Source organism: Paenibacillus sp. 2TAB19, from assembly GCF_052115185.1.
In the GTDB taxonomy this organism is placed as follows: Bacteria; Bacillota; Bacilli; order Paenibacillales; family Paenibacillaceae; genus Pristimantibacillus.
This window is the reverse complement of record NZ_JBFRGE010000032.1, coordinates 1-22,038: the sequence shown is the minus strand read 5'-3', so window position 1 is coordinate 22,038 and position 22,038 is coordinate 1. Positions and strand designations below refer to the sequence as shown.

At 53.6% G+C, this 22,038-nt stretch carries 17 protein-coding genes, 1 riboswitch and 1 other annotated feature; of the genes, 16 read left to right on the top strand and 1 reads right to left on the bottom strand.

What is annotated here, in order from left to right; all coding sequences use genetic code 11:
- Positions 1–48 precede the first annotated feature (48 nt).
- The 11 genes from AB4Z33_RS16015 (at position 49) to AB4Z33_RS15965 (ending at position 16,425) form a co-directional block, all read left to right on the top strand.
- Entirely contained in the window at positions 49–981 is a 933-nt protein-coding gene (locus AB4Z33_RS16015) for an ATP-binding cassette domain-containing protein (RefSeq protein ID WP_442050896.1), read from the top strand.
- Complete coding sequence (locus AB4Z33_RS16010) at positions 978–1,874, top strand: ABC transporter permease (RefSeq protein WP_442050854.1); 897 nt, start codon at positions 978–980, stop codon at positions 1,872–1,874. Before AB4Z33_RS16015 ends, AB4Z33_RS16010 begins: the two co-directional genes overlap by 4 nt.
- Positions 1,875–1,956: 82 nt before the next feature.
- Positions 1,957–3,714: a hypothetical protein gene (locus AB4Z33_RS16005; protein WP_442050853.1), complete on the top strand. Its 1,758-nt coding sequence runs from the start codon at positions 1,957–1,959 to the stop codon at positions 3,712–3,714.
- A gap of 12 nt (positions 3,715–3,726) precedes the next feature.
- Complete coding sequence (locus AB4Z33_RS16000) at positions 3,727–4,716, top strand: AAA family ATPase (RefSeq protein ID WP_442050852.1); 990 nt, start codon at positions 3,727–3,729, stop codon at positions 4,714–4,716.
- Positions 4,713–5,696: a DUF58 domain-containing protein gene (locus AB4Z33_RS15995; protein ID WP_442050851.1), complete on the top strand. Its 984-nt coding sequence runs from the start codon at positions 4,713–4,715 to the stop codon at positions 5,694–5,696. Before AB4Z33_RS16000 ends, AB4Z33_RS15995 begins: the two co-directional genes overlap by 4 nt.
- Positions 5,697–5,739: 43 nt before the next feature.
- On the top strand, positions 5,740–7,722 hold the full coding sequence (locus AB4Z33_RS15990) for a vWA domain-containing protein (protein WP_442050850.1): 1,983 nt from the start codon (positions 5,740–5,742) through the stop codon (positions 7,720–7,722).
- Entirely contained in the window at positions 7,706–10,594 is a 2,889-nt protein-coding gene (locus tag AB4Z33_RS15985) for a VWA domain-containing protein (RefSeq protein ID WP_442050849.1), read from the top strand. Before AB4Z33_RS15990 ends, AB4Z33_RS15985 begins: the two co-directional genes overlap by 17 nt.
- A 117-nt stretch (positions 10,595–10,711) precedes the next feature.
- Complete coding sequence (locus tag AB4Z33_RS15980; RefSeq protein ID WP_442050848.1) at positions 10,712–11,023, top strand: rhodanese-like domain-containing protein; 312 nt, start codon at positions 10,712–10,714, stop codon at positions 11,021–11,023.
- A gap of 127 nt (positions 11,024–11,150) precedes the next feature.
- Positions 11,151–11,414 (top strand) — a binding site (T-box leader).
- 68 nt (positions 11,415–11,482) lie between these two features.
- The gene (locus tag AB4Z33_RS15975; RefSeq protein WP_442050847.1) at positions 11,483–13,405 is read left to right on the top strand and encodes an arginine--tRNA ligase; all 1,923 of its coding nucleotides are present in this window, start codon (positions 11,483–11,485) and stop codon (positions 13,403–13,405) included.
- An 87-nt stretch (positions 13,406–13,492) separates the two neighbouring features.
- Entirely contained in the window at positions 13,493–15,742 is a 2,250-nt protein-coding gene (locus tag AB4Z33_RS15970) for a heavy metal translocating P-type ATPase (RefSeq protein ID WP_442050846.1), read from the top strand.
- Positions 15,739–16,425, top strand: coding sequence for a sulfite exporter TauE/SafE family protein (locus AB4Z33_RS15965; RefSeq protein WP_442050845.1), 687 nt, complete (start codon positions 15,739–15,741; stop codon positions 16,423–16,425). The genes AB4Z33_RS15970 and AB4Z33_RS15965 overlap by 4 nt, the downstream gene beginning before the upstream one ends.
- 6 nt (positions 16,426–16,431) lie before the next feature.
- On the opposite strand, the gene AB4Z33_RS15960 is transcribed toward AB4Z33_RS15965, so the two are convergent.
- On the bottom strand, positions 16,432–16,890 hold the full coding sequence (locus AB4Z33_RS15960) for a FixH family protein (protein WP_442050844.1): 459 nt from the start codon (positions 16,888–16,890) through the stop codon (positions 16,432–16,434).
- A 185-nt stretch (positions 16,891–17,075) separates the two neighbouring features.
- Positions 17,076–17,317: riboswitch (cobalamin riboswitch) on the top strand.
- 414 nt (positions 17,318–17,731) lie between these two features.
- On the opposite strand from AB4Z33_RS15960, the gene AB4Z33_RS15955 reads away from it, so the two are divergent.
- The 5 genes from AB4Z33_RS15955 to AB4Z33_RS15935 form a co-directional block, all read left to right on the top strand.
- The gene (locus AB4Z33_RS15955; protein WP_442050843.1) at positions 17,732–18,724 is read left to right on the top strand and encodes an ABC transporter substrate-binding protein; all 993 of its coding nucleotides are present in this window, start codon (positions 17,732–17,734) and stop codon (positions 18,722–18,724) included.
- A gap of 3 nt (positions 18,725–18,727) precedes the next feature.
- On the top strand, positions 18,728–19,765 hold the full coding sequence (locus AB4Z33_RS15950; protein WP_442050842.1) for a FecCD family ABC transporter permease: 1,038 nt from the start codon (positions 18,728–18,730) through the stop codon (positions 19,763–19,765).
- 5 nt (positions 19,766–19,770) lie between these two features.
- The gene (locus tag AB4Z33_RS15945) at positions 19,771–20,550 is read left to right on the top strand and encodes an ABC transporter ATP-binding protein (protein WP_442050841.1); all 780 of its coding nucleotides are present in this window, start codon (positions 19,771–19,773) and stop codon (positions 20,548–20,550) included.
- 41 nt (positions 20,551–20,591) lie between these two features.
- A complete protein-coding gene (cobT, locus tag AB4Z33_RS15940) occupies positions 20,592–21,656 on the top strand; it encodes a nicotinate-nucleotide--dimethylbenzimidazole phosphoribosyltransferase (protein WP_442050840.1) in 1,065 nt (354 codons plus the stop codon).
- Positions 21,657–22,038, top strand: a 382-nt coding sequence (locus AB4Z33_RS15935; RefSeq protein ID WP_442050839.1) for a bifunctional adenosylcobinamide kinase/adenosylcobinamide-phosphate guanylyltransferase, incomplete at its 3' end; no start/stop codon positions are given.

Here is a 22,038-nt window from a genome sequence, read left to right as displayed (position 1 = left end):
AATAGAGTAGATAACGATGCAATTGATGATAACGCCACTGCTGTTCCGATGATAGAAATTAAGCAGTTGGCTAAGCATTTCGGAAATTTTCATGCACTCAAAGGAATAGATCTAACGATTGCCAAAGGAACCGTATTCGGCTTCGTGGGGCCGAATGGCGCAGGCAAGTCAACGACGATGTCGATCTTGGCTACGCTGATGGCTCCGTCGTCGGGATATGCGAAGGTTGACGGCATCGACGTGACGAAGCACCCTCATGAGGTGCGTAAGCGCATCGGCTATATGCCGGATTTCTTCGGTGTATACGATCAATTCAAGACCGTAGAATATTTGCATTTCTACGGTGCGAGCTACGGCATTCCGAAGGCGGAGCGTGAGCAATTGATTCCGCAGCTGCTGGAGCTTGTTAATCTAAGCGATAAGAAGGATGCCTACGTCGACACGCTATCACGCGGTATGAAGCAGCGTCTCTGCCTCGCGCGATGCCTTGTTCATGATCCGGAGCTGCTCATTCTTGATGAGCCGGCATCAGGGCTTGATCCGCGTGCCCGCATCGAGATGCGCGAAATACTGCGAGAGCTCAAGTCAATGGGGAAGACGATCATTATTTCTTCGCATATATTGCCGGAGCTAGCGGAAATGGTCGATGAAATCGGCGTTATCGAGCATGGGCAGATGATCGCGCAAGGCAATGTCGCCGACATTCAAAATCGGATGCGCGTCAAACGGTTTCTTCATATTCGATTGCTTGAACGCGAGGACGAAGCGGAAGCTTTTCTGCGCGATCGTCCGCATGTGAACCGGTTGCTGCGCGATGAACGGGGCATACAGGTGCATTTCAGCGGACAGGACGAGGAGCAGTCGGCTCTTCTGCATGATCTAATTCATGCTGGATTTAAGCTTGTCTCCTATAGTGAAGCACAAACGAATTTGGAGGATGTGTTTCTCGAAATTACGAAAGGAGGCGACGGCGACCAATGAGAGAGCAAACGGCAGGAAAAAACGGATTAAGCTGGCGGGCTAAACTCATTAATCCGGTGCTGAACAAGGAGTTCCGGCTTCGGATGCGAACGCCCCGTTCGATGTGGACGTTGTTTTTCTATTTGTTCGCGATCGGCTTAATGGCGCTTAGCGCGATCTATTTGACGCAGGTCATATCGGGCAGCGGGCGCTCGTTCGATCCTGAAGCGAGCAAAGTTTTATTCTACTTCTTAAGTATGGCGCAGCTTGGTCTTATAGCGTTTATGGCGCCAGGCCTGACAGCAGGTGTCGTTAGCGGAGAACGGGAGAAGCAGACGCTTAATCTGCTGCTGACGACGCAGCAAAGCTCGACGACGATTATTTTGAGCAAGCTCGTGTCGTCGCTAAGCTTCATGGTGCTCATCGTTATAAGCACGATACCGATATACAGCATGGTTTTCCTATATGGCGGCATATCGCCGAAGCAATTGCTGCTTGTGTTTCTGTTTTATATTTTCATGATGCTTGTACTGGGCTCGTTCGGCATTATGTTCTCGACACTATTCAAGCGAACGATGATTTCGGTCATTGTGACGTACGGTATAACGTTGTTTATGTTCGCGGGCACGGCGTTGTTGTTCTTCGTCATGGTAGGAGTGACGGAAGGATTTTCTCAGAACGGTTCCCAAACCTGGGTCGGACATATTATAGCCTGGAATCCAGCAGCTGCGCTGTACAGCATATTGGATCCGGAAATATCGCAGCAGGTATACAATTACGGAAGCTACAGCGGTGTTGCGCCTAAGAAACCATGGCTCGCATTATGGCAGGAGTTTATCMTAATTTATTCGATTCTGTCCGCTCTAGCGCTTTGGACGGMGATTGGGAAGCTGCGGCCGAGATTGAAACGCTAATCATGATCGATAGATACGGAAACCAAGAAGGTATTTAACCACATTAATGATGAACAATAACTTGAAAATAGGAGGGGCGGATATGAAGGGAAATGTGCTGTTAGAGCTGTTAAGACCGGTTAGGCGAAGGCTGACGACATTCATCGTTATCCGCTACTCGCTGCTTGGTTTGTTAAGCGGGAGCCTCGCTGGTTTACTGTTCCTGATTGCCAGCCGGATTTGGCCAATTCTCCATGTGCGCGACTATGCTGCCGCTGCAGTTGGACTTGGCCTATGCGTTGGTTTCGCTATCGGCTTGTGGAAGCGTGCTTCCACAAGAGAGGCGGCGCGGACGATGGATAAGTCGGGCACAGAGGACGCGATTCGTACGGCGCTCGATGGACTCGAGCGTCCGGATGGTGAAGTGCAGCCGATTGTGCGGCTGCAGAGGGAAGAGGCAACCGCAGCGGCGCAGCGTTATGTCGGAGAGCTGCATACGCGGTTGCCTTGGCCGGCTTGGAGCAGATGGCGCAAGCCGGTGTATGGGGTGGCAGCCGTCTGGTTCGTGACGGCTGCTTTGCTGTTATGGCCCAATCCGCAGGATGATCGGGCACAGGCGCTGGCGCAAGCGAGAGATCAGCTTGCGCAGCTGGAGCGCGAGGCGGAGAAGCTCGCCTCGCAGGCCGAGGAAGCTTCGCTGCCTGAGGCGGCGAAGCAGGAGCTGTTGCAGCCGCTTGAGCAGCTGCGAAGCAAGCTGGACGCGTTAAGCGGCGACCCGCTTGCGGCGCTCGAGCAGCTCGAGGCTGCGATGCGCGAGCTGCAAAAAGCTGCCGACCTTGCGAAGCAGGCGGCGGAACGGCTGGAGACTGCCGCGAGCGAGATGAGCGGCGACAGCAACTTGCGGCAATTGGCTGAAGCGATGCAGGACCGCGATGCGGAAGGCGTGAGCAATGCGATCGACAGCTTGCGTTCGGAGCTGCAGCGGTTAACGGAGGAGCAGCGTGAAGCAATCGCGCAGATGATGGAGAAGCTCGCTGCTGAGCAGCCGAATCAGGAGGGCGAAGGCAGCGAGGGTCTGGCATCGGCGCTGAAGAAAGCGGCGGAGCAGGCACGTGAAGGCGGCGAGTCTGCAGGTGAGAAGGATGGATTAAGCGAACTTGAACAAGCGCTTAAGGAACAATTGTCACAGGAGCAGCTGGAGCAATTGGCAAGATCAATGGCGGAGCAGCTTGGGCAAGAGGGCAATGCGCTGGCCAGCCAAGCAGCTGCCGCTGGAGCTAATGTCCCTTCCGCATGGGCGGGGGGAGCGGCAGGCAGCGGCGGTGCTTCCGGAGAGCAAAGTCCATCAGGCGGAGGTTCAAGCGGATCATCGTCAGGCCAAGGCAGCGGGTCGAATCCGAGCGGAGGCTCTGGCGCTTCACCAAGCTCGGGACAAGGAGAAGGTTCAGGAGTCGGGTCCGGGCAAGGCAACGGATCGGGGTCTGGCTCAGGGCAAGGAAGCGGGTCAGGCTCCGGCACCGGAACGGGCCAAGGAAACGGCTCKGGTTTGGGTCAAGGCTCTGGTTCCGGCTCCGGTCAAGGAAACGGGGCGGGTGTCGGGATGGGCGGACGAACGCTCATCACCACGCCGCGCAATATGGCCGGCTCCGGCAATTCGCAGCAGGACGGCGGACCGTCTACAGGAGGCCAGACGGAAACGGGCGGCAAGTCGCCGATGGTTGACGGCATGACACGTCCTTACGAGGAAGTGTACAACGAATACGAAGCCGAGGCGAAGGAGTCGCTAGGCAGATCGCAGCTTCCGGCCAGCATGCAGGATAAGGTGAAGCAATATTTTGAACAAATTCAACCGAACCGATAATAGGAGGCTTATATGATAGAGTCGAAATCGCAATTGGATGAGGCAGCCTCGCGAATCTCCCTGCTGAGAGAAGAGATTGGAAGAGTGATCGTCGGCCAGCAAAATGTAGTCGAGCAACTGCTTTGGTGTTTGCTGGCAGGCGGACATGCGCTGCTTGAAGGCATTCCAGGACTCGGCAAGACGATGCTCGTAAGAACGGTGGCTGACTGCGTATCGCTGCTGTTCTCGCGAATCCAGTTCACGCCTGATCTGATGCCCTCGGATATTACAGGAACGACATTAATTGATTTCTCTGCGCAAGGAGTAGCTGTTCAGCGGTTCCAGCCGGGGCCATTGTTCGGCAATCTGGTGCTGGCCGATGAGATCAATCGCGCAACGCCGAAGACGCAGAGCGCCCTGCTCGAAGCGATGCAGGAGGGAACGGTGACGGCTGGCGGCGAAACTCATGTGCTGCCTAAACCGTTTTTCGTGCTGGCAACCCAAAATCCGATCGAGCAGGAAGGCACCTATCCGCTGCCGGAAGCGCAGCTTGACCGCTTTCTGCTGAAGATCGGCGTGGACTATCCGAGCAGGGAAGAACTGAAGCAGATTGTACTGCGCACGTCATCAGTGGAGCAGCATAAGGCGTCCGTCGTCATGGACGGTGAATCGTTGTCTGCCATTCAGCTAATGGCGAAGCAAATATTGCTCGCTGACGAGCTGCTCGATGCAGCCGTGAAGATGATTATGATGACGCATCCCGGCGAGGCGGATGCGCCAGACGATGTTAAACGGTATGTCCGTTTCGGAGCCGGCCCGCGGGCGCTTCAAGCGATCGTCGGGGTAAGCAAGGTCCGGGCCTTATGCGCCGGGCGATTGCATGTTAGCTGGAACGATATCCGCGAAACGGCATTTCCGGTTCTGAGACATCGGATTGTGCTTGGTTACGAGGCGCAGGCAATGGGGCTGTCCAGCGATCGCATGACCGAGGCGATCTTACAATCGATCGAGGCAGAGCGATGAGTGAAGCTCAGAATCACTCACCGATACAAAAGCTAAACGCTGAAGAAGCTTTGAGGCTGCTATTCCCGGATATGTCGCTGCTAGGTCGTATTGAGCAGCTGCGGATTGCTTCCCGAAGCAAAGTGAAGGGGACGTTGGCAGGCAAGCGAAGATCGGTTTCCTTAGGCGGCTCTCAGGAGTTCGCCGATTACCGGCCCTATGCGCCAGGTGATGATATTAGACGAATCGATTGGAGTGTCTATGGCAGGACAAGGCGAGCTTATGTCCGTCAATATTGGGACGAGCAAGAATTAATCGTCCATATGTATGTCGATATTTCGCGTTCGATGTCGTTCGGCGAGCAGGAAACGAACAAGCTGCAGTACGCTTTAAGGCTCGCGGCGAGCGTAGGTTATGCCGCGCTATGCGGTGATGATCGTGTAGCTATGAAGCTGTTCACTGACCGCATCGTGCAGGAGCTTCCGCCCGTACACGGCAGAGCCTCATCGCCAAAATGGTTTCAGTTCATTGCGGATGCAACGCGTAGCATCGATTACGAGCAATCATCCGAGAGCGATTTGTCTACGCTTGATCTTTCTGCTGTGTTTCGGGCGCCAGGAGTACTTCCACGCCGAAGCGGCGTATCCTGGCTATTGACCGATGCGATGTTCGAAGAAGGAATCGAAGCGGCGATCGTATCGCTTCAAGCGGCGAAGCAGCAGGTTGTTCTATGCCATCTGTTATCGCCTTCCGAGCTGGACCCGGAGCTGAGCGGAGAGCTTAAGCTCATAGACAGCGAGCTCAAAACCGGCAAAGATATAGCGGTCGGTCACCGGCTACTCTCCGACTATCGCAAAGCTGTATCGGAATACATAGAGCGATTGAAGCAACTTTGCGCCGAACGGGGAGTAATCTATGTATTCGTGAATACAGGTATTTCACTCAACGACACGATCCATCATATTTTGCTGCCTGAACAGGCACTAGCGGGCAAGTCGTAATTAATCTTAAGCCCGGGCAACGGCTTTGGAGAGGAGGTCCAATATGCAGTTTTTGTCGCTTCCGTCGGCATGGTTTGCGATTCTGTTGCCGTTGATTGCGGCTATTTATATTTTGAAGAGAACGTACTTAGAGCAGGAAATCGCAAGTCATATGCTGTGGCGAAGAGTGCTGAACGAACAGGAAGCGAACAGGCCTTGGCAAAAGCTGCGGAGCAGACTGCTGCTGCTTCTGCAATTGTTGGCAGCGCTGCTGCTCATTTTTGCGCTTATGCAGCCGGTTATTATGAGACCATCTACAACTAGCGGGCATGCAGTCATCGTCATCGATCGATCAGCGTCCATGACGGCCCGCTCGGCTGACGATGGAGACGGACGCGGAACCAAGCTGGAGCAAGCCGTGTCCGAAGCGGAGCAGTGGCTGTCGGGCCAGCCTGCCAATCGGCCGATTACGTTGGTTGTGACGGGACAGCAGCCTGAAGTTCTGCTGTCGCGTACGAAGGACCGCGGAGCATTGAAGGAGAAGCTCCAGTCGATTGCGCCTGTCTATGGCAGGACAGACAATTCGGCTGCATTGTCGCTAGCACATTCTTTGCTGCTGGATGAGCGTGACGGAGAGATGGCCATATTCACTGACGGATTATGGCCAGACGCTGCGGAGGCGAATGCGATACAGCTAAATCATAATGTGTCGCTTAACATTACCGGAAATCCAAAGCAGCGTAATAATCAAGCGATTTTATATTTCGGGATTAAGGCTGATGCGAACAATGATGGGAGTTATTCAGCGGTCGTCACGATCAATAATGACAGTCAGGCTGTACGGAAAGCACAGCTCGACATTTGGGCTCAGGATGCTCAAGGCAAGTTGACGCTTGCCGCCGAGAAATCCGTCGATATTGCTGCGGGGGAATGGGAGAGCGTACAGTTGTCAGGTTTGCCGGCAGCCTCTTATTATAAAGCTGAGCTTCGTCATTCGACGGACGCTATATCGATCGATAATAGCGCCTATCAATTCCCTGATACGCCGCGTGCAAAGGAAGCGCTTCTCGTAACGGATGGCAATCTATTTCTGGAGAAGGCGCTGCAGTTGGCAGGCATTCTAACGGTTAGAGTCAGTCCCGATAGCGTTGTGCCGAGCGGAGAARTCTCCCAAAATATAGATTGGATCGTACTTGATGGCAACGATCCGCGTCTATATGGCGAGCCTGGCTGGGCATCGCTGCTGGAAGCGAAGCCGCTTTGGTTAATCGACCATCCAACGGAAGAGGATGGGCAGAGCGCAGTCCCATCGAACGCACAAACGATCGTTCAAGAGCACCCGGTAACCTCCTACATCACGTTCGCTGACACGCATATTGGAAGGCTTCTTAAGCCGCCGGCAGAGGAGCTTGGCTGGGGGAAGCCGGTATTGACCTATGGCGGCATACCAGCAATCTATGCTGGAGATGCGGGAGGTAAGCCGAAGCTGAGGTTCACCTTTAACCTTCAGGATACCGATCTGCCGCTCAGATCCGAGTTTCCGGTGCTGATCGTTCAAGCAGCCGAGTGGATGAGCGGAGGCTCGCAGCTTGAGCTTGGCATAACCTCGGCAGATCAGCTTATGGAACTATCTCTTCATTCGAATTCAATCACTGCGCAATGGGAAACCATGGAACTGCTGGACAACAGCCTGAAGCCTGAGCAATCGGTTGGAAACAGTCCCGTCATGCTCGAACGACAGGCTAAGGACATCTATGAAGCGCCTTCCGTGCCAGGCCTTTATCGGCTGGTTGAAGTCGATGCCGAAGGAGAGGTAGTCGGGAGCCGTATGCTTGCTGTTCATGCGGATGCTGCAGAGCTCGCGTCTTCACCTGAATCATCGCCTGAGCTCCGACTCACCCAAACGAACCAAGCGAATGAACCTAATCAAGCTGTCGCGCACCGGACGAATGAAACGGCTCTATCTCTTGTTGTGTGGGCTGCAGCGCTATTGCTGTTCTTGATGGCGGCGGAATGGGAGGTGTACCGACGTGGGCATTCAAGCTGAAACGCCTTGGGCACTTCTGCTGCTGTTGCCTTGGCTGCTGTATATGATTTGGATTATACGTTCCACGATTCGATTGAAGGGCGGTCGCAAGGCAGCGGCGATTACAATAAGAGGCATGATTACGCTGTTGCTCATTGCCGTCATAGCACAAGTACAACCTTACGTTATTAATCAGCAGCGAAGTATTGTCTTCGTAGCAGACCGCTCTGCCAGTATGCAGGCCGATGAGCGTATAGGTGAATGGATCACAGGCGCATGGGCTGCCAGAAACGAGGACGATAAGGCAGGCGTCGTATCGGTGGGACTGAATGCAGCTGTCGAAAGGACGATATCGAACGAGCTCATAGGTGATTCTGCTGACTTCACCTTCCGAACAACGGTTAATAATCGGTTCACCGATCTGTCCGGGGGCGTGCAGCTGGCTGCCGCAATGCTCTTGAAGGAAGGTGGAGGGAGAGTTGTTCTGCTCTCCGATGGAGCGGAAAATGCAGGCGATGTGAGGCGACAAGCGAGATTGCTCGCAGGCGCGGGGATTGCCGTTGATGTTGTTGAGATCCATACAGAGTCTATTAATGACGCTGCAATCGAATCGCTTGATGTACCTGCCACGCTTACGCAAGGGGAAACCTTCACTTTCGAGATTTCGGTATCGAGTACGACATCTCAGCAAGCCGAGCTGCGCTTATTCGCTGATAACGAGGAAATATCGGTCACTCAGGTGCAACTGGAGAAAGGGGATAATCGTTTCGTTCTGAATAGTATTGCAGTTGAACCAGGCTATCACCGCTTCAGAGCCGAATTGTATACAACTAGTGATGAGCAGGCAGCTAATAATACGGCATACGCCTTCAGCCGGGTTGCGGGACCGCCGCATGTATTGATTGTAGAAGGACAACCGCAATCGTCGGCCAATGTTGAAGCTGCACTGTCTGCTTCATTCATCGGTCATACGACGATTATGCCGGAGCAGCTCTCTGTTGAGCTGGCAGAGTATGCAAGCTACGACAGCATTATTTTAAACAATGTGCCAGCTACTCGAATTGCGGAGAAGCCGATGGAATGGCTGGGCAAAGCCGTCAGCGATTACGGTGTCGGTCTCGTCATGCTCGGCGGAGAAGACAGCTTCGGCTTAGGCGGTTATTTCAAGACGCCTGTCGAGCGGGCGCTGCCCGTCTATATGGATTTGCAAGGCAAACGCCAGATACCTTCTCTAGGTCTCGTGCTCGTGATCGACCGCTCCGGAAGTATGTCGGACGGCAAGCTGGAGCTGGCGAAGGAAGCGGCAATCAGGACGGTCGAGCTGATGAGAGACGTAGATACGGTAGGGGTTATTGCCTTCGATTCCGCACCATGGTGGGTGGTAGAGCCTGAGAAGCTGTCGAACCGCGATTCGATTATTGAACGCATTCAAGGTATTCAATCCGAAGGCGGAACCGAAATCTATAATGCGCTCCAAGCCGGTTATGAAGGGCTTCTAGAAGTGGATGCGCAGCGCAAACATATGATTTTGCTTACGGACGGTCAGTCGGCGACGAATCCTGGTTATGAGGCGTTAACCGATGCCATTGTAGAGGATCAAATGACGCTCTCTACGGTCGCGGTAGGCGATGGAGCAGATCAAGCGTTGCTTGAACGGTTGGCGAAGGCTGCCAAAGGGCGATTTTACTTCACCAAAGACCAAAGCACGCTTCCTGCCATCTTCAGTCGCGAGACGGTAATGATGTCTCGTACTTATATTGTGGAGCAGTCGTTTACGCCAGCAGTCGCTAGGGCCGCTGATTGGGGGAAGCTGTGGAACGGCGGCGTGCCAAAGATTAACGCTTATATCGCCGCAACAGCGAAAGAAGCGGCGGAAGTCGCTCTATTGACGCCGGATGGCGATCCGCTGCTAGCCCGCTGGCAATACGGCTCTGGACGATCCGTCGCATGGACAAGCGACGTTACGGGCAAGTGGGCACGCGAATGGGTGCAGTGGCCTGCATTTCCAACCGTGCTTACCGAATTGGTGAAGTGGACGTTCCCTCAGTTTGTGAACAATCCGTATTCGATAACGACCGAGCAAGACGGCGGCCAAGCCACTTTGAAGGTACGCTCAGAAGCTGATGCGGGCTCATTCGACAGTGCGCTGTCCGCGGGGATTGAGGACGAATCAGGCAGCTATTCCGTTCGCCGCTTAATGCCGATCGGGCCGGGAGAGTATGAAACGACCTTGCCTGCGACAGAACCTGGCGTTTATTTGGCTCAAATCGGACAGAAGTCGAACGGAAACGCAATTGAAGGCGGTACGACATCGGCTTTCGTCATTCCTTATTCGCCTGAATACCGATTATCGAACACGGGCGGTCCAGAGACGATGGCTCAGATCGCCGCCACGACCGGCGGGCGCAAATTGCTTTTGGACGATCCTCAATCGGCATTTGATTTCAAGCCGCTGGAGGCTCGCAAGCCGATCGATTTGACGAATAAACTGCTCGTCGCCGCTTTGCTCCTTTGGTTGCTGGATATCGCGCTGCGTAGGCTGTCATTGCCTTACGGACGGATGCTCGAATGGGCGGGAACTTTGTTACGGCAACGCAATGGACGTAATAGCAGTCATACGAATGAAGTTTTAGAGTCAACCAATGCGGTATCGAGGCTAAAGAGAAGGACAACCGAAGCGAGCCGCTTCTACGGCGGCGTGTCTGGAATATCTCCATTCAAAGAGAGCGACAATCGAACAAAGCCGAGTGAATTGTCACCTTCAGCGAATGCGACTGCATCTGTGACGAACACGAATCAACCCGGCCCGAGCGCTGCTCGGCTAGAGCGGGATACTGCAACGGACGGAACGATCAACCGTCTGCTCGCAGCCAAAAACAAAAAGCGGAGATAGCCGCAGATATGGCTTCCAATAGCAACCGTTCTCCTTCATATGGACACGAGCGATAGGACGCGATACAATTCATATCAACGACTATAATAAGCAGCTACGCTTGAAGGAGATGTCTATATGGCTCAAGAACTGACGACGCAGGAACTGGAACAAAAGCTTAAAAAYGGCGAGACTATCAATTTGATTGACGTTCGCGAGGTCGATGAATGGGAAGCCGGCCATATTAAAGAGGCACGCAACATTCCATTATCGGAAATCGTTCAGCGTGTTGACGAGTTCCCGCAGGAAGAGATGGAGATCGTCATCATCTGCCGCAGCGGCGGACGAAGCGGCAAAGCATGCGACTATTTGGGCGCGCTGGGCCATACCGTTATTAACGTGTCGGGCGGTATGCTTGCTTGGAACGGCGAAGTTGTAACCGGCGAATAATCGCATAATGAGGAATATGGCGGCACTAGGCTTCTTAGCTTAGTGCCGCTATTTATTATCCCCCTTGACAATGCTAAGCGGCATCGTGTATAAATACGTTTAAGATATATTCAGAATTTTCACAAATCTAACATTAACGAACGGGACAGTAATCTTAGGACGGATAGTCGCAGCGAGCCGGGACAGTGGAAGCCGGTACGGATGTCTATGATGAAGCGGGCCCGGGAAATGGTTTGTCGAAGCGATTCCGCGCAGTCAAGGTCAATGCAAAGGCGGCTATCGGAGTAGACAAATCCGGTCAATGACCGTTATCAAATCGAGTGATTGAACCTCATTGCAGGTTCAATACTTAGAGTGGTACCGCGGGAATCAGCAAGCTCTCGTCTCTTTATTATAGGAGACGAGGGCTTTTTTGGCGTTCGGACTCGATTTGACGATAACAAGGAGGAGGAATATAAAGTGTTGAAAGAAAAATTATTAACCGCATTAACTAATGCCGTAAATCAGATCGCAACGGAAGAAGGGTTGGTGCTCCAGGACAAAGTCAATGTCGTAGTGGAACATCCGGCTAACGAGGCAAACGGCGAGTTCAGCAGCGGCATAGCGATGCAATTGGCAAAGCATCTAAAGCGTGCTCCTCTCGTTATTGCAGCTCAGGTTAAAGAAAAGCTGCAATCTAATAACGCGATTAATCAGCTATTCGCAACCATCGATATCGCTCCGCCAGGCTTTATTAATTTCTATGTCAATTGGGAGCAGTGGGCGAAGCTAAATGAGGATGGAGCAGCAATAAAAGCCAAGAAGCAGCAAAAGCATAAGCACAAGGTACTCATTGAACATACGTCGATTAACCCGAACAAGTCTGCCCATATCGGTCATTTAAGAAATTCTTGTATCGGTGATACGCTAGCAAGATTGATGAAGCAAGCCGGACATCTTGTAGAGGTGCATAATTACATCGACGACCTTGGCAATCAATTAGCCGATACGGTCGTTGGCATTCTGAACACGTGGGCCGCTCAGTCGCATGCGAGATTTGGCGATTTCTGTTGGGAGACGTATGCGAAGGTGAATCAAGCGTATAAGGAACAGCCCGAATTGCTGCAAGAGCGTTCACGCGTACTTGCTCACTTGGAAGAAGGGGGCAACAACATTGCTTGGATGGGGCTGCTTATCGCTGAGCGCATCGTAAGCGAACATGTCGAGGAGATGAAGCAGTTCGGGATCGATTATGATGTGCTCGTATGGGAAAGCAGTATCGTTAGCGGAGGATTCTGGGGGCGCACCTTCGAGCTGCTGCAGCAAACGAACGTCTTCAGACAGGAGCAGCAGGGGAAGCTTGCAGGCTGTTGGGTGCTTGGAAGCGGGCAGCCGGCACATGAAGCTGACAACCTGATAGAACCTTTAGAAGCCGAACAATCCGAGCAGCAGCAAGGCGAACATCAAGCAGACAAGGTGCTTGTTCGCTCGAATGGAATTCTGACGTATACGGCTAAGGATATCGCTTATCATCTGTGGAAGTTCGGCTTGCTGGACAAAGATTTTCGTTATCGCAAGTTCGGCATAGGTCTATGGTCTACGCAAGCAGGAGGCGTGAAGAAGAAGATCGGCAAGGCAGATGTCGTTATTAATGTGATCGACCAAAGGCAGCAGTACCCGCAGGCCATGGTGAAGCAAGCGCTGTTAGCGTTAGGTTACACAAGTCAAGCCGAGCAGCTCAAGCATGTCAGCTATGGGGTCGTGTCATTAAGCCCATCTACAGCTGCCGGACTAGGCGTAGACACCACAGCTGGCAAACATGCTTATCCGATGTCCGGCCGCCAAGGTATCGGGATCAAAGTGTCGGAACTGCTCGACAGAATGGAGGGCATTATCGATGCCAAACGTTCAAGAAAGCAAGGTCTTACGAGTCGAACAATAGCGGCTGCTTCCATTCGTTACTACTTGCTGCGCTTCCATCTGCAGACAGAGATTGTGTTCGATCTGGAGCAGGCGACCGAAATATCGGGCAATACAGGCGTGTATCTGCTTTATGCCTACGCTCGGGCTTGCAGCATTATGGAGAAAGCCGCGCAAGCAGGCGTTCATGTGTCGGAGGTCCAGGTCGATCAGTCGCTCGACAAGCAGGAGCATGCCGTTCTAAGGCAGCTATGCTACTGGCCGGAGGTATTGCAGGCGGCGGAGCTCGAGCTTGCGCCGAACATCATCTGCAATTACACCTATGAGCTGGCAACGTTGTTTAATCATTTTTATGCGACATGTCCAATACTGAAGGCATCTCCTGCTCAGCGCCAGCTGCGCTTATGGCTTACGCAACGTTACAAGCAGACGCTTGGCGAGGCGCTCGATATTCTTGGATTACCTGCTCCCGAAAGCATGTAACCTCACATTCCATTCATGCAAACGACTGGTCCCACATATAAATGAACCCAGATGGGTACAGGCATCGGTTGGAAGGAGGCGGGTTCAATGAATTCGCCGGATAACGGAATAATGATCGACTTTGCCGTGCAGGGAATGAGCTGTTCCGCTTGCGCGGCACGAATAGAGAAGTCGGTAGGGAAGATGGAAGGCGTCTATGAAGCGGCAGTAAGCTTCCCGCTGCGCACCGCTTGGGTGCAATTCTCGCCAGAGCGGGTAAGTCCCGAGCAAATCGCCGAGCGCGTAAGCCAGCTTGGCTTCACGGCTTCATTAAGCGAGCATGGCGATACGGGTCTGCGCAAGGAGCATGCGATACTAAAGCTTCGATTAATCGTCTCGCTCCTGCTGACACTGCCTCTGCTGCTTACTATGGTTCACCATTTGCCAATCTTATCGCCGCTTGCTGCTTATATACCTGCATGGCTGACATTGCCTTGGCTGCAGCTGGTGCTAGCGACGGTGCTTCAATTCGTTATCGGCATGCCCTTCTACTTCGGCGCTTATTATGCGCTTAGGCAGAAGAGCGCCAATATGGACGTGCTCGTTGCCGTAGGCACGACTGCAGCTTATCTGTACAGCCATTACATCGTGTTCCAGCAGGATCTGTTAAGCGGTTCGAGCTTTGGGGCAGAGATGCCCGCGCTATATTTCGAGACGTCTGCGGTTGTCATTACCGCCGTGTTGCTTGGCAAATACATCGAAGCTTCCGCTTCGTTAAAGGCGAACCTCAATACAGCCGGCTATGCCACCCTTCAAAGCCAGACGGCTGCCGTTGAGCGCGCCGGCCTAGTGACGCAGCTTCGTACGGAGTTCGTGCGAGCGGGCGATACGGTTATCGTCGAAGCCGGCGAACTTGTGCCGGTTGACGGAACGGTTATCTCGGGTGACTCATCTGCCGATGAAGCGCTGTTGACAGGGGAGAGTACGCCCGTTGTGAAACGTGAGGGCGATTCCATCTGGGCAGGCACGCGCAATGTCGGCGGCCGGCTCCGCATATGGACGAAGGCTGCTGGCCATGATACGCTGCTGAGCCGAATCGGTGAGCTTGTCAGGCAAGCACAGCGGTCCAAGTCGTCGATCCAACGCAATGTGGATGCGGCCGCTGGCTGGTTCGTACCGCTAATGCTGCTGCTAGCTGCACTTACCTTCATCCTATGGAGCGCTGTGCTTGATCCAGGCAATTGGAGCCGGGCGTTCGTCAGCTCCATCGCCRTTATGCTGGCTGCTTGTCCGTGTGCGCTCGGGCTGGCTGCTCCGATCTCGCTCGTGCTGGCCTCGGGCCGTCTGGCGAAGCAAGGCATCGTCGCGAAGGAAGCGGGAGCGCTGGAGCGTCTTGCTCTGATCGATACCGTTATATTCGACAAGACGGGTACATTGACCGAGGGCAAGCCGAGAGTAAGCGCGCTCCAACCGCTCAAGGGCAGCCGCTCTTCGGCGCTCCGTCTTGCAGCGGCCGCGGAATCGGCATCGTCGCATCCGCTAGCGGCTGCAATCCGTCAAGAAGCGGCGAAGACAGGTCTTGTCATACCTATGCCCGAGAGCCAAGTGTATACGCCCGGCGGCGGAGTTGTTGCCATGGTCAACAAGCAGCAGGTCGGCGTCGGCAATGCGGGCTTCGCGAAGTCGCGGGGCTGGCTGGTCAGCGAAGAGGGAGAGAAGTTCGCGAAGAGCAAGGAAGCAGCTGGGGAGACGGTACTGTTCATCGCTATTAATGATGAATGCGTAGCTATGATTGCCCTTATTGATTCGGTGAAATCCGACGCCAGATCGGTCGTCAGGGATTTACGATCGCTTGGCGTATCGATTCTGCTGGCGACAGGGGATCGGGAAGCGCCTGCCCGGGCTGCGGCAAAGGCAGCAGGGATTACCGAGGTGCACGCTTCCATGCTGCCCGAAGCAAAGCAGTCGCTTGTCGAGCGGTTGAAGGATCGGGGCAAGCGAGTCGCTATGGCCGGAGACGGCTGGAATGATGCGCCGGCGCTCGCATCCTCCGATGTCGGCATCGCGATGGGCAACGGGACGGATGCGGCGCTCGCAGCCGGACATCTGTCGCTGCTTAATTCGCGATTGCTCGCCATTCCTGGAGCCATTCGAATTAGCAGATTAACGCTTCGCAACGTGCGGCAAAATCTCGCTTTCGCCTTCCTCTATAACGGCATCATCATTCCGTTCGCGGCGCTCGGCATGCTTAAGCCTTGGATGGCCGGAACGGCGATGGCGCTGAGCTCCGTATCGGTCGTCGGCAACGCGCTTCGGCTAGGCGGCCAAATTAAGCGCGAGGAACGGAGACGTCGATGACGCTTACGTGGAATCTGATCGGCTTAATCGTGCTGACAGGACTGTTCAGCGCACCGCATTGCATCGGCATGTGCGGAGGCATCGTGTCGACCGTATCGCTTCAATCGACAGTGTCAGCCCGCCGTTCCATGCTGCTGTACAATGCAGGTCGCATCACGTCTTATACGGTGCTTGGCGCAGTTATGGGCGCAGTCGGCTCATTCGTCGATCTCGCCGGCAAGCTTGCGGGCATTCAAGGCATTGCTTCAATCGTAGGCGGCTGCTTCGTATTATTATGGTTATGGCGCAGGTTTCAACTGCCGCTTATGGGCAAGCTGTCTGCTTTGCTGCATAAGCGGTTGGTCGGCAGAACAGGGAAGTCACCTGCCAGCGAAACTACGCATTTGCTTGCGACGGGCATTGCTTTCGGCTTCCTGCCTTGCGGCTTGACCTATGCGATGCAGATGAACGCTGCGGCCAGCGGCTCGCCATTGGAAGGCGCGGCCATCATGGCTATCTTCGGACTATCTACGTTYCCGGCGCTAGCTGCCGCGGCTTCTATCGCTGCTTTCGCCGGCAGGCGCTGGAGAAGATTCATGCGCAAGGCAGGCGTAGTAACGGCAATTGCTGTAGGGCTATTGTCCATTATGCGGGGATTGGCCGTGAACGGCGTCATTCCGAGCATTTCGCCGTGGTTATGGTAACGATCATCAGTGGACGGCAGAGAGCCGCCTTGCAAGGATATAGTTGCCATCCGCCGTATCCAGCGTCAACGTTGCTTTCCACGTTCCAGCCATCAACGGCATGCCTTCGCCCTCGTAGACGCCGGGAGCGGTCTCGGTTAACTTGAAGCTGTAATTGCCGCAGTTCATTCCGATCATATCTAACACGATGGATAACTCAGCGTTACGTAACGGCGCTCCCTCGGAATTTCTAAGACTGAGGCGAAAATCATTCAGATCGAGCACTTTGGCCGGATAGCGGCCGATCTCCCACGTCAATGAGCCTTCTTCGAAGGAATGCTCCGTGACGGCAGGTGGGGCAGCTTCCGTCGTTTGCAGCCACGCGAACGCAGCGGTGATGATGACGGCAGCGGCAAGCAAGGCGAGCGACCACTTAAGAAGTGGCRTTCGTGCTCGGGTCGTTACTATTGATTCGTCAGAGCTCATGATAAGCGCACCTTTCTGTATCTTTTTTTGTAGGCAAGAAACCAATTAACAGCGTCTTTAGTTACCTATGCGGCGCAGTGGGATGACAGAACGCCGGCGACGTTCAACAATAGTCTGACTTTGGCGATAGGGATAGACAAAAGATTGGAAGATGTGTATAGTTACATCTGACAATTTCATAGAAAATAACTAGGTGTCGAGAAGGTTTATATGAGCAGCTTGAATGCTGCTTAAACAACCGCTCCGACTTAATAGGGAAGCCGGTGAGAATCCGGCGCGGACCCGCCACTGTAAGGAATGGCCGGAGAGCGACTGCTCTCGTTGCAAGGCCGATGCCGCGGCATATTGTCACTGAGCTTGGACGCTCGGGAAGACGCCGATGGCATATATTCCAAGTCAGGAGACCTGCCTGCTTATTAACGCTGAATCCTACGAGGAACTAGGAGGTGTTGCACACGAGTAGTAGCTATTTGCCGCTTTGGAAGCGGAATTCGCGCAGCATTTCTGACAAGACGTCGGAAATGCTTTTTTTTGATGTTTAAATCTTATCAAGTAGTGCCTTTTGATTGGATTTTATACAAGTAAAAGGCTTGCAACGCGTCCATATCTACGTTTGATTGGATATTGTGCAGCCAAATGGACGGGGAAGCGCGACAAGGGGCCAAAATGCCGATTTTGACTGTATGTTTTCCAATCAAGCGTCACGTAAAGGTCGATTGGTCCCGATTAGGCTGTATGAAATACAGGCTAAAAGTAACATCATGTTTTATTCGAAGGTAACAGCTATAACGAGTAAGGCCGATTTGCTAGATAAATAGAACGTATAGGAGTGTGCTAATTAATGAATAAGATGAACAAAGCTTGGATTGGGCTGCTGCTGGCGATGATGCTCGTCATCATGACTGCTTGCGGAGCGAACGCCAATAATGAGGGACAAGCATCGAATCAACCATCGAATGCGGCTACGGAAGCGCCGACGAACGCGCCTGACAACGAACAGGAAAGCGCAGCAACTACGGAATATCCGCTTACGGTGAAGGACGATACGGGAACGGAAATTACATTCGCGCAAGCACCTACGAAGATCGTTTCGCTGGCGCCAAGCGAGACGGAAACGATCTATGCGATCGGATCCGGAGAGCAGGTCGTTGGTGTGGACAGCTATAGCAACTATCCGGAAGCGGCAGTAGCTAAGCAGCTGGTAGGCGATATGACGACGAATATTGAGGTAGTTACGGGGCTTAATCCGGATCTGGTCATTGCTTCTTCCTCGATGAACGTGGATGCGATTAAGCAGCTTCGCGAGCTTAATATCCCTGTATATGCAACGGATCCGCTAACTTATGATGCAGTAGTTGCCAAAATCGATACTTTAGGTAAAATTATGAATAGACAAGCAGAAGCTGCCGCAGTTGCTGACCATATGATTCAAGTGAAGCAGCAGGTAACGGACGCAGTGAAAGACGCAGAGAAGAAAAATGTGTATTTGGAATTCTCGCCCGGCTGGACGGTGGGTTCTGGCACTTTCCTCGATGAGCTGCTGACGCTAGCTGGCGGAACGAATGTGGCAGCCGGAAGTCAAGGGTGGTTCGAGGTGAACGCGGAAGAGGTCGTTGCCAAAAATCCGCAACTGATTGTGTACCCAGCATGGAAGGAGGAGCCGAATCCGATTGTAGCCGGTATTGAGAGCCGTCCTGGTTGGGACGTTATCGATGCAGTGAAGAACAAGCAAATGTTCGCCGTGACGGAAGACCCGCTCGTACGTGTAGGTCCGCGTCTCGCCGATGGATTGCTTGAGCTTGCGAAGGTTATTCACCCGGATCTCGTCAAATAAGCAATGAAACATAAAGGTATCATTTATGGAGGAGCAGCTTTGCTCCTTCTTGCCGTTTCTATGATCATAAGTCTTTCTATTGGTACGTCGGGTCTTACGGTAAGCAAGGTATGGGGCATACTTATTCACGAGCTTCCGTGGGTGAAAGGGGGCGAAGATCTCTATACCAAGGGTGAAATAGCCATTGTTACGCAGGTAAGGCTGTCCCGCGTGCTGCTTGCCGTCCTTGTCGGCGCCTGCCTAGCTCTTGCCGGCACAGGTTTCCAAGGCGTGCTGCGCAATCCGCTTGCCGATCCGTATACGTTAGGCGTCGCCTCAGGGAGCTCGGTAGGCGCTGCCTTTATTATTTTGTTCGGACTCCAGATGGCTTTAGGCATGTGGACGATTCCTCTTGTCGCCTTTCTGACGGGAAGCATCACGTTGTTTGGCGTATTCTGGCTATCGCGAAGCAAAGGGGCGATGCATATTGAAACGCTTATTTTATCCGGTGTCATCATTCAAGCCTTCTTAGGCGCTTTCGTATCGTTCATGGTGTCGCTGTCTGAAGGCGTTGTCAATCAAATTCTGTTCTGGCTCATGGGTTCGCTTGCGATGCGCAACTGGGACAACGTATATATGCTCATTCCGTTTCTTRTCATCGGATTCCCAATTATTCTCATCTATAGCCAATCGCTCAATTTATTCGTTCTAGGCGAACGCCACGCCGCCCATGCCGGCGTTCGCGTGGAGCGAACGAAGCTGATCGTGCTGATCGCATCTACGCTGCTTACGGCAGCTGCCGTATCCGTATCAGGCGTTATCGGCTTCGTCGGGCTCGTAGTACCCCACTTGATCCGCTTGCTCGTGGGGCCGGATTATAGGCTGATTACGCCGCTTGCGGCTATTGGAGGCGGCATATTCGTCTTGTGGGCGGATACGCTCGCGCGTAATGCGCTTAGCCCGCGCGAAATTCCGCTAGGCGTCGTGACGGCGCTGATCGGCGCGCCATTCTTTGCCTATCTGCTCCATCGTCGTAAGATGAATGGAGGCGGTCAGCTATAGCTATCTTGGAGGCAAAAGGAATTGTACAGACGATTCAAGGCCGAACGGTGCTTCATGAGCTCGACTGCTCATTCACGGAAGGCAAGATCTATGGCATTATAGGGCCTAACGGGGTCGGCAAGTCAACGCTGCTTCATCTGCTGTCCGGCGTTGATAAGGCAGCGAAAGGCGAAGTGCTGCTGGCAGGAGAGCCAATCGTATCGTTGCCGCGCAAAACATTGGCGCGCAAGATGGCCGTATTGCAGCAGGGCGGATTGCCCCCGGTCGGGTTTACGGTACGTGAGGTCGTTGGCATGGGGCGTTATCCGTATCAGAGCTGGCTTGGCAATGAAGAGAGTGATCCGGCGGAAATCATCGATGAGGCGATCGAGGCAATGGGTCTGGCTGGACTGCAGGAACGCAGGATGGATCAACTAAGCGGCGGAGAACGGCAGCGCGTTGCGCTTGCGAAGCTAATGGTTCAAGAACCGTCGATCATATTGCTTGATGAGCCGACAACGTATTTGGATATCGGGTACCAAGTGMAATTGCTGGATACCGTGAGGTCATGGCAGCGGGAGCGTGGATTAACCGTTATTGCCGTATTGCATGATCTTAACTTGGCTTCATTATATTGCGATGAGCTCGTCGTCCTGCATGAAGGGAAGATTGCTGCCGTCGGAACGCCTAAGGAAGTGCTGACAACGTCGTTAATTGAAAAGGTATATGAAACAACAACAGCTATCGTGCCGCATCCGGTAACGGGCATGCCGCAAATTATGCTGCAGCCTAGCGCATCGGTCTAACGGATATTTTCGGATTTTGGAAGCAAGAGGGGAGCAAGAACATGAATAACAAATGGCAGGATACGCTGGAATCTGCGGTCTCCCGCATACGGGAATTCGATCATAAAGCTGCTGAGCAGGCACAGCAACATTCGGACAGCTTGACGAAACCTCCCGGCAGTCTCGGCAAGCTGGAGGCTATTGCTTGTCAGCTTGCCGGCATATCGGGTCATCTATGGCCGGATATGACCCGCAAGACGGTCATTGTTATGGCGGGCGATCATGGTGTATGCGAGGAAGGTGTCAGCGCATTTCCTCCTGCAGTGACGCCGCAGATGGTGCTCAACTTTCTGAATGGCGGCGCTGCCGTTAATGTGCTCGCAAGACAAGCAGGCGCGGATGTGATCTGCGTTGATATTGGCGTCAACGCCGATCTGGAGCATCCGAAGCTCGTTAGCCGCAAAGTCGTTCACGGAACGGCTAATATGGCGAAGGGGCCGGCAATGACGAGAGAGCAAGCGCTTCAAGCGATAGCGGCAGGTATCGAGCTCGTCGATGAGCAGGCAGCGGCAGGTGTTCGGGTGTTCGCGACGGGCGAGATGGGCATCGGCAATACGACGGCTAGCTCGGCAATCGCGAGTGTGCTGACGGGTCTTTCGCCGGAGCAGTCTGTAGGAAGGGGAACAGGTATTAACGATGAGGCGAGAGCTCGCAAGATTGAGGTTGTAAAACGTTCGATCGCGGTTAATAACCCCGATCCTACCGACCCGATTGATGTGCTTGCCAAAGTCGGAGGCGCTGAGATTGCCGGCTTGGTTGGCGTAATTATCGGAGCTGCGGCTAACGGCTGTCCTGTCGTGATAGACGGCTTCATCTCATCTGCAGCTGCGCTTGTAGCTTCACGGATCACGGAACAGACGAGGCCGTATATGCTTGCATCGCATCTTTCCCACGAGCAAGGACATTTAAAGCTGTTGGCAGCTATTGGTTTGTCGCCGATGATTCAGCTGGAGATGCGTCTTGGCGAGGGAACGGGCGCCGTATTAAGCTTTCATTTCATAGACGCTGCGCTGAAGCTGATGCAAGAGATGGCGACATTCGAGAGCGCCGGCGTGTCCAAAGGGTAGGTGAATGATGTGGCCATACTCGTAACGGGTGGCGCTCGCAGCGGCAAAAGTAGCTTCGCCGAGCAATATGCAATGAGAACCGGCAACCATGGTGTCTATATTGCAACCTGCCAATCGTATGACGAAGAGATGAATGAACGCATCGCGAGGCATCAGCAAGACCGTGAAGGCACGGGCTACGCTTGGAGGACGCTCGAAGAACCGTATGAAGCAGCACAGCTGATCGATAAGCTTCGGATCGAATTCGGGGAATACGAGCAGAATGCTGCGAAGGCTGTTCCTGCGCTGCTGCTGGATTGTTTGACGCTTTGGCTCACGAATTGGATGCTTCGCGTCGATTACGAAAAGCTCGGTGAACAACGATTGGAGCAGGAGATAACGA

Excerpts from the sequence above, each read along its gene's own strand:
- AB4Z33_RS16015 (WP_442050896.1), top strand. The coding sequence starts at position 49 with ATGATAGAAATTAAGCAGTTGGCTAAGCATTTCGGAAATTTTCATGCA.
- AB4Z33_RS16000 (WP_442050852.1), top strand. The coding sequence starts at position 3,727 with ATGATAGAGTCGAAATCGCAATTGGATGAGGCAGCCTCGCGAATCTCC.
- AB4Z33_RS15995 (WP_442050851.1), top strand. The coding sequence starts at position 4,713 with ATGAGTGAAGCTCAGAATCACTCACCGATACAAAAGCTAAACGCTGAA.
- AB4Z33_RS15955 (WP_442050843.1), top strand. The coding sequence starts at position 17,732 with ATGAATAAGATGAACAAAGCTTGGATTGGGCTGCTGCTGGCGATGATG.
- cobT (WP_442050840.1), top strand. The coding sequence starts at position 20,592 with ATGAATAACAAATGGCAGGATACGCTGGAATCTGCGGTCTCCCGCATA.